Below are 6,888 nucleotides of genomic sequence, written 5' to 3' on the forward strand. Positions count from 1 at the left end.
CAGGGCGGCAGCGCGACGCAGACCTTCAGCTACGACGCGATGAATCGCCTGGTCTCCAGCGTGATAGGCGGCCAGCAGTACAACACCCGCTACGACGCGGCCGGCCGGGTGGTGGAAGAGTGGACCAAGGTCGAGGACCTGCCGGAAGTGCAGGCTGACGCCGCGCCGATCGCACCAATCGAACCGAAGCGACCAGTCGATCCGGGTCCGGATGCGCCACAGGCGGCCAAGGACCGATACCAGGCACTGCTCACGCAGTACAACATCGACTACGCCGCCTACCAGGTGGCATTGGCCGACTATGCGGAGCAGCAGGCCGAATATGGCGACCAGCTGTCGTTCATTGCGCGATTGGTGAAAAGCAAGGCAAAGTCCGGCTACGAACGCCATGCCATGTCGTACGATTCCGTAGGCCGCAGTGCGGTGACGGAGGGCTATAACGATGACGGCAGCGTCAAGTTCCGTCAAACCAACAACAAGTACGATGCTGCCGGCAACGTCGTGGAGAGCGTTTCCTTCTCGACCGTTGGCGACGACATGAGCCAGATTTACACCAGCACTTACGGTGCCGGCGTGAACGGCTCCGTGCTGCTGTCGTCGGAAGGCTATATGCGCGGCGAAAGCGGCAAGCTGTCTGGCCGAACCGGCGCCACGGCCAAGAGCGTGATGGTGTACAACGCCGACGGCAAGATGATCGCCGTGAACTTCGAAGAGCCGGTCAGCGGCGCTTCGCCGAAGTCCGGACCGAAGTCGAAGTTCTTCGTGCTCGACGCCCAGGGCAACATCCTGAAAGCAGTCGAAGTAGACAAGAACGCGCCTACCCAGGAGCAGTACCAGGTGATCGCCAACGGGCAGCTGCAGCTGCGCTATAGCAGGAACTATGGCGATTTCGGCGGGGACATGACGGGCGAGCAGAAGGAAAGCTTCTGGCGCGGCTATAACCTCAACGCCAGCCAGAATCCGCTGATCGACGACCCGGTGACCAGCAACGGTACGCCAGCCAATGGCGGCAACGTGGTTGTAGCCAATGACGGCGATACGTTGCAGACGATTGCGCAACGCATCTATGGCGATGCGTCGCTGTGGTACAAGCTGGCCGAAGCCAACAAGCTCCAACCTGGCCAGGCGCTGCACGGCGGCCAGGCGCTGACCGCGCCTGCCTACATGAGTGGCGTATCGCTGGAGCAGAACTTTAACAACGGCAAGCTGGTTGGCAGCACCATGCCGAACCTGCCGTCGCCGCCTCCTCCAAAGTCGCGGTTCGGCTTCCTCGCCAAGATTGTGGCGATCATTGTGTTTGTGGTGGTGTGCGTGGTTACTGGCGGCGGTGCCGCCGGCGTTGCGCTGGCGGCGATGTCGTCCGCGCTGGCCGAACAGCATGCGACCAATATGCTGAACGGGAACTTCAACTTCAAGCGCTTCGTGAAGCGCACGGTCAATCCGTTCTCCGGCAACCTGAAGGACTTTGCGCGGACGTTCTATGACCCGCTGGGCAATGGCGACCATGAATACATGGACTACAAGGCGGTTGCGAAGGCGGGCGCGATAGCCTTTGTGTCGGCGGGCGTCGGTAGTTATGTGTCGAGCGCAGTTGGCGGCGCCGTCACGAAGGGTATCAACTCGGCAATGGGGGTGGCCAGCAGCTCAGTCGCCACAGCAATCGGCACCCAGGTCGGCATGTTCGCAGCTTCGACGTTGTCGACCGCATTGACCAGCGAGCACTTTAGCTGGAAGGCCGTCGCGGCATCGTACGCCGCGCAGAATGCTGGGAACTATGTCAGTGAGCAGATTGGCGCCTACATTGGCAAGGATGGATCGGTCTTGAGCGGCTCTCTGGGCAAGTACGCCCAGAAAGCGATTATGTCGGCTGCGCAGAATATTTCGTACCAGGTGATCAAAAACGATCACGTGGATTGGAAGGCCGTTGGCGTAAGCACCTTGGCGACGGTCGGCAATGCGCTGATCAAGAACAACGTTGATCTTTTCGGCGGAAAAGGTTCGTTCGGCGACTATGCTGCACACGGCGTGCTTGGTGGTTATTTGTCGGAACGTCGTGGCGGTAACTTCATCGACGGGATGGTGGAAGGTGCTGGTCACCAGATTATGGACGATGCCATCAACGATCCTGGCGTGATATTTGGGGGTGTCTTCGGCTCGTCCGTCAAGAAAGGCCCTTCATTTACAGAGCAAGTTGCGGCTCAAAAACGACAAGGCATATTTGGCAATGACAAGACGCTGGATGGAACCAATGGCGCGTCCGCCGCGGCTAGTTCTAGCGACGGAAATGCTGACTCAGAGGCACTCAAACGGTTCATGAGTTCTTACGCCAAGCAACAGCAGCGTGATGACGAAAGGCATCAGGCTCGACTAGAACAGATCATCGAGCAAAAGCTCGCGGCAAGCGAATTCGAACAAGGGGCGGCACTAACGGTTGTCGAGCAAAATGCGGTCGCGCCGCAGCGCGGTGCGGAGCAGCGATTCGCAAATGGTGAGTTGGTGAAATTTGATGGTACTGGTACGGTTCCTATCGGCCAGGTGACGAGTTCTGATTTCAAATTGCTTGGCGAAGAAAGGTATGTGGGAGGCTCACGTGCAGCCACCTACGCAGGATTTGATGGAGCCGGCAACCTGTTTACAAACGCTTCCGACACACGAGGGAAATACCAATTCTATGGTCGACCTGAGGGGGCAACGGCTACGTTCCAAGATGTTCTCGACAACGCGACAGACCCGCAGCAGCGCCTTGAGCTGTTGAAGTATCGCTTTGAGCGTTGGAACGTTGGGGCTGGCGAGTATGCCGCGTTGGGGCTTGACCTCAATCCAGGCGATCCACGCTTCACCGAGATGCAGCAGCGCGCAAATGGCATGCGTGATGCCGTGGGTTCTTTCTCTCTGATGACGGCCGGCGGGGTTGCCGGACTGATGACAGGTGGCTTGGCATTCGGCGCAGTACGTACCCTTGGTGCGCCGCTGGCTACTAGTGCATGGGGGGCGATAGGCGTTACTGGCGCAGCGGGTGTTTCTGCAGGCTTTGTCGGTGATCTGACATCCCAGGGTATCGAGAACGTCGCCTATTTCGCATCAGGCAAGGCAATTGGCCACTTCGGCATAAACAAGACTGAGCTGGCATTCTCTGCAGGGTTTGGCCTTGCGCCCATACTGCCGTCCGTGATTAGGCAAACTGCGGCAGAAGCGCGAGCAGTGGGGATGCCCGACTGGAATATCGCATTTACGAAGCCAACCAGCGTTCGGTCGGTGGCTGAAACGGTACAGTTTGAAAGAATCGGCGGTAGCGGATCATTGGTGTCTTCTGAAATTGCTAGTGGTACCCGCACGCCGTCGATCATCAGCACCGAAATTGGAGGGGCGAATAGCTCGCTCTCGCCAAAGTTCCGTGGCGAATGCTTCGTTGCAGGTACCTTGGTTCACACGGAAGAGGGGACGAAAGTTATTGAAGACGTCGCTGTTGGCGACAGAGTCGCAGCGCGTAATGAATTTACCGGCGAAACAAGTTGGCGGGCAGTGAAGCAACTCTTTACTATTGATGACAAAATCATTGTAAATGTTACTTTACGCGACTCCCTGGGCGAGTTGGAGCGTATTTCTGCCACCAATGAGCACCCATTCTTTGTGCAGGACGAGCGTTGGCGTGCAGCAAAGGATCTCCTGCCCGGTGATCAGGTGGTGATTCTTAAAGGCGGTTGCGCGGAAGTTGTGTCCGTTGAGGTCGACGATGAGCGCGCGACAGCTTACAATTTCGAAGTCGCTGATGTACACACCTACTTTGTTGGCACAATTGGGGTGTGGGTCCACAACTCTTCCGTTATTAATTGGGCTGAGGTTAAGGGGGCAAATACGGCGCTGGTAAATTCTGAGGTGTCTGCACTTGAACGAATGGCGGCGAACAATCGCGTTGGCTCACCGATGGCGGATCTGCGAAAAGCATACGAACAAGCCAAAGGGAAGGTTGACTTCGCGCACATTGAAGCTGATATTGACTTTTCTAGAATACCTGCCAAACAAGTGATGGGCGGTCATTTCTCGACATCTCCCCGCCTAAAAATAATGCAGGGCACAGAGCAGGTTGGGCAGAATGGGTCGATTCGAGCGCAGATTGAACTACAGGCGCCTGACGGTATTTTTTACCCCAAGACCAATGGTCAAGGATATTCAACAATGACCCCCGACACTTGGTCATTAGCGCGCGCTAAGGGAGAGATGAGTAATGCTTGGTTGAATAGAAGTTTAGTGTCAGGGTCTACTTATCAAGGTATGTCAAGCGGAGTTTCGTTTAAATTTTTTGCGCCTAACAACACGAGTGTTCACTTGTGGCGTGGTTATCCGGAGTACACACCATGAAAAAAATAGTAGCAGAGGTAATGTCGTTGTCCAATAAATCCTTGTACCCAAGAATCTATTGTGTCTCTGATGATGGACAAGAAGATCAGGCCGTGAGTTTGACACTTTGTGACACGGTATGGGAATTAAATGGGGAGCCGATTCGTGAATTGGAGAGAATAGCAAAGAACGCTCTAGAAGGGCGATATGTCCCAGATGATATTAACTTGCCTGATTTTTCTATTAACGACAAATTTATATGGATCAGGCCGCCTTTCGCTGTGGTTGGACAGGTTTGCATTTCAAACGAAAATGTTCCTGAATTATCGGTTGACACGGGTGCGCCGCAAAGTTTCACGATGAGCCAATTTAAAGTAGTGGCTGATCTTGCTTCGAGTTTTTTGGCTGAAATTACCCACCAAGGCCGGGAGCGTTTGGTGGGATGCAAATTTGAGGTTGATTTTCCGGAAAGATAAATGGGGCAAATAAGATTGCCGCTGAATTTGCGGGTGGGGCGGATCGATTGCCAAGTACGGCTTATACGGGCGGACGGCAGACCCTGTTTCATTACACGGATGAGGCTGGCATGAACGCTATTGTCAGTTCGCAAGAATTGCGGGTGTCGACGGGGGCGACACATGCGAGATTCGGCGACGGACAATACCTTACTGATTTGGTTCCTGAAACTATTGGTGCTCGTACAGTTGGGCAGCTTTCAGCAGAACAGATCAATAATGGTTTAATTTCTGGCGGTCAAGCATCGAAGTTGCTATTCAATGATGCAAGGAAGTTGGGAAAATTGACGAATTTCGTGGAGATTGATGTCACTGGGCTATCAGTACGGCAAGGAATGAACGCGTCTGGAACGGCAGCCCGGAATAATGTGCAATTTATTATCGATCACAATAATATGAATTTATCCGGACGAATTGTTCGGTCTGGAAGGACATTTTAATGCGATATTTTAGTTTTTACTCCGAATCTTTGAGTGGTGAAGTCGGCAAGTTTTACTGCGAAGTCTCTTCGGATAATGTGATTACTCGTCAGATCGACGTGTTCGGGTCAAAAATATATTGGGCCCATCCGCTGGGGCAATATAGTGAAGATTATCCATTTTCAGACCAGCCAGAATTTGATGAATCCAACGACGATGGTGAGGAAATAACGTCGGATTTATTTGAAACGATTTGGGCTGAGGGCCAGAAACAATGACCGTGATTTATTGTACTGGCGACATATTTACTGTGCTGTCGCCACAAGCAATTGCGCATGGATGTAATTGTGCGGGTGCCATGGGAAAAGGTATCGCTATTACATTTCGTGAGAAGTGGCCGTTGATGTATGCGCGATATAAAGAGTTGTGTAGCGCTAAACGTTTTGTTCTTGGTGATGTCTTCGAATGGACTGAGGGCGCGACGAAGATATATAACTTAGGAACACAAAAAACTTGGAGATCAAAGGCTGAAATTTCAGCTATAAAGGCTTCCATGGAGAAGCTAAGTGTGCTCCTCACAAGTTCCGGAATTTCGGAAATATATATGCCGCGCATAGGCAGTGGTTTGGGTGGTCTTGATTGGGCTGAAGTCAAGCCAATTATTGAGTCGATTTACGGCGAGAGCTCAATTCGAGTATATATTTGTGATGAGTTCGTGGCAGGGGCTCATCTTCAAGAAAAAAAATAGTTTGGGAAAACGCAATCAGTCCAGAAGAAGCGTTGCGAGCGAAGTAAGCACATATGACACCTGAGCAACGGCCAATTCGATCGGCAATGCACTTGGCAATTCCATCGCTGACCAGTTAAATGTGCGCGAAAAGCCTGCTAATCCTGAGCTTAGCCAGGAATTGGTTGATAAGGTGAAGGCCAGGATGGCGGCGTCGCTATCTGAGCAAACACCCGAGACGATGTATGCCGCCATAGGGCGCAAGGGGACAGTCGGTGAACAAGTCATGAACATCGGCCAAGACGTTGCCGGAATGATGGCGGCGCGTGTCAAGGTAGTTGTCGCTTGAATCATGCAGCAATTTGCTGAGTATGCATCTCCTTCTCGGCGCTGGATACGACGTGGTCGCGCTCCGGGTTCAGAGTGACTGCACCACAAGGTGCCCAGTTTCGTGTTTGCCCCGACCAGCGGGCAGGATGGCGAGCTTGCGCAGCAAGATATAGTTGATGACGTGCTGCCAGGATGGCTTTGTCGTGCCCGGCATGGCGCTGTGCTGGGCTGACGTATCGAATGCCGCTGTGCCGATGTTCGACGTTGTACCACTGGACGAAACTGGCTGCCCAATCCCGCGTGGCGACCAGATCGGCAAAGCCACCGGATGGGAATTCCGGGCGGTACTTGGCCGTGCGGAACAAGGCCTCGGCGAAAGCGTTATCGTCGCTCACACGTGGGCGTGAGTAGTCCGGTCTGAATAAATCAAAATTCAGAGCGACGTCAGTTGCCATCGGGACTGCCGGCGTATCGCCAGGTTCAGTGACGACATTAGGTCGGCGGAAATCTGGGCCAAAAGAAGCCGTAGCTTCCTGAGGATCATGCGCAGGTTGTGCCC

At 53.7% G+C, this 6,888-nt stretch carries 7 protein-coding genes; 5 read left to right on the forward strand and 2 right to left on the reverse strand.

Translation table 11 applies throughout. The features are described 5' to 3' along the window. Positions 1 to 39 precede the first annotated feature (39 nt). Genes BM269_RS28735 through BM269_RS28750 form a run of 5 tightly spaced genes read left to right on the forward strand, consistent with a single transcriptional unit; the run spans position 40 to position 6,020 of the window. Positions 40 to 4,359: a polymorphic toxin-type HINT domain-containing protein gene (locus BM269_RS28735; protein WP_211482761.1), complete on the forward strand. Its 4,320-nt coding sequence runs from the start codon at positions 40 to 42 to the stop codon at positions 4,357 to 4,359. Beyond that, the gene (locus tag BM269_RS29290; RefSeq protein WP_139232910.1) at positions 4,356 to 4,814 is read left to right on the forward strand and encodes a hypothetical protein; all 459 of its coding nucleotides are present in this window, start codon (positions 4,356 to 4,358) and stop codon (positions 4,812 to 4,814) included. The genes BM269_RS28735 and BM269_RS29290 overlap by 4 nt, the downstream gene beginning before the upstream one ends. A 47-nt stretch (positions 4,815 to 4,861) precedes the next feature. After that, the gene (locus BM269_RS28740; protein ID WP_255372319.1) at positions 4,862 to 5,293 is read left to right on the forward strand and encodes an HYD1 signature containing ADP-ribosyltransferase family protein; all 432 of its coding nucleotides are present in this window, start codon (positions 4,862 to 4,864) and stop codon (positions 5,291 to 5,293) included. Then, positions 5,293 to 5,550 carry a hypothetical protein gene (locus BM269_RS28745; RefSeq protein ID WP_090446000.1) on the forward strand — a complete coding sequence of 86 codons (258 nt, stop codon included), beginning with the start codon at positions 5,293 to 5,295 and terminating at the stop codon, positions 5,548 to 5,550. The genes BM269_RS28740 and BM269_RS28745 overlap by 1 nt, the downstream gene beginning before the upstream one ends. Beyond that, positions 5,547 to 6,020, forward strand: coding sequence for a macro domain-containing protein (locus BM269_RS28750; protein WP_090446003.1), 474 nt, complete (start codon positions 5,547 to 5,549; stop codon positions 6,018 to 6,020). Before BM269_RS28745 ends, BM269_RS28750 begins: the two co-directional genes overlap by 4 nt. Before the next feature lie 15 nt (positions 6,021 to 6,035). Here BM269_RS28750 and BM269_RS29295 read toward each other — a convergent pair whose 3' ends face one another. Together BM269_RS29295 and BM269_RS28760 are read right to left on the reverse strand one after the other, a co-directional pair. Continuing rightward, positions 6,036 to 6,353 carry a hypothetical protein gene (locus BM269_RS29295; protein WP_139232911.1) on the reverse strand — a complete coding sequence of 106 codons (318 nt, stop codon included), beginning with the start codon at positions 6,351 to 6,353 and terminating at the stop codon, positions 6,036 to 6,038. Beyond that, the coding region (locus tag BM269_RS28760) for an integrase core domain-containing protein (RefSeq protein ID WP_229204838.1) at positions 6,350 to 6,888 on the reverse strand (539 nt) is incomplete at its 5' end. The genes BM269_RS28760 and BM269_RS29295, both read right to left, overlap by 4 nt.

Origin of the sequence: Duganella sp. CF458 (assembly GCF_900113115.1) — a bacterium.
Lineage (GTDB): Bacteria > Pseudomonadota > Gammaproteobacteria > Burkholderiales > Burkholderiaceae_D > Rugamonas.

What these genes read in the sequence shown, in the direction of transcription:
- BM269_RS28735 (WP_211482761.1), top strand. Translation starts at nt 40, where the DNA reads ATGAATCGCCTGGTCTCCAGCGTGATAGGCGGCCAGCAGTACAACACC.
- BM269_RS29290 (WP_139232910.1), top strand. Translation starts at nt 4,356, where the DNA reads ATGAAAAAAATAGTAGCAGAGGTAATGTCGTTGTCCAATAAATCCTTG.
- BM269_RS28745 (WP_090446000.1), top strand. Translation starts at nt 5,293, where the DNA reads ATGCGATATTTTAGTTTTTACTCCGAATCTTTGAGTGGTGAAGTCGGC.
- BM269_RS28750 (WP_090446003.1), top strand. Translation starts at nt 5,547, where the DNA reads ATGACCGTGATTTATTGTACTGGCGACATATTTACTGTGCTGTCGCCA.
- BM269_RS29295 (WP_139232911.1), bottom strand. Translation starts at nt 6,353, where the DNA reads ATGATTCAAGCGACAACTACCTTGACACGCGCCGCCATCATTCCGGCA.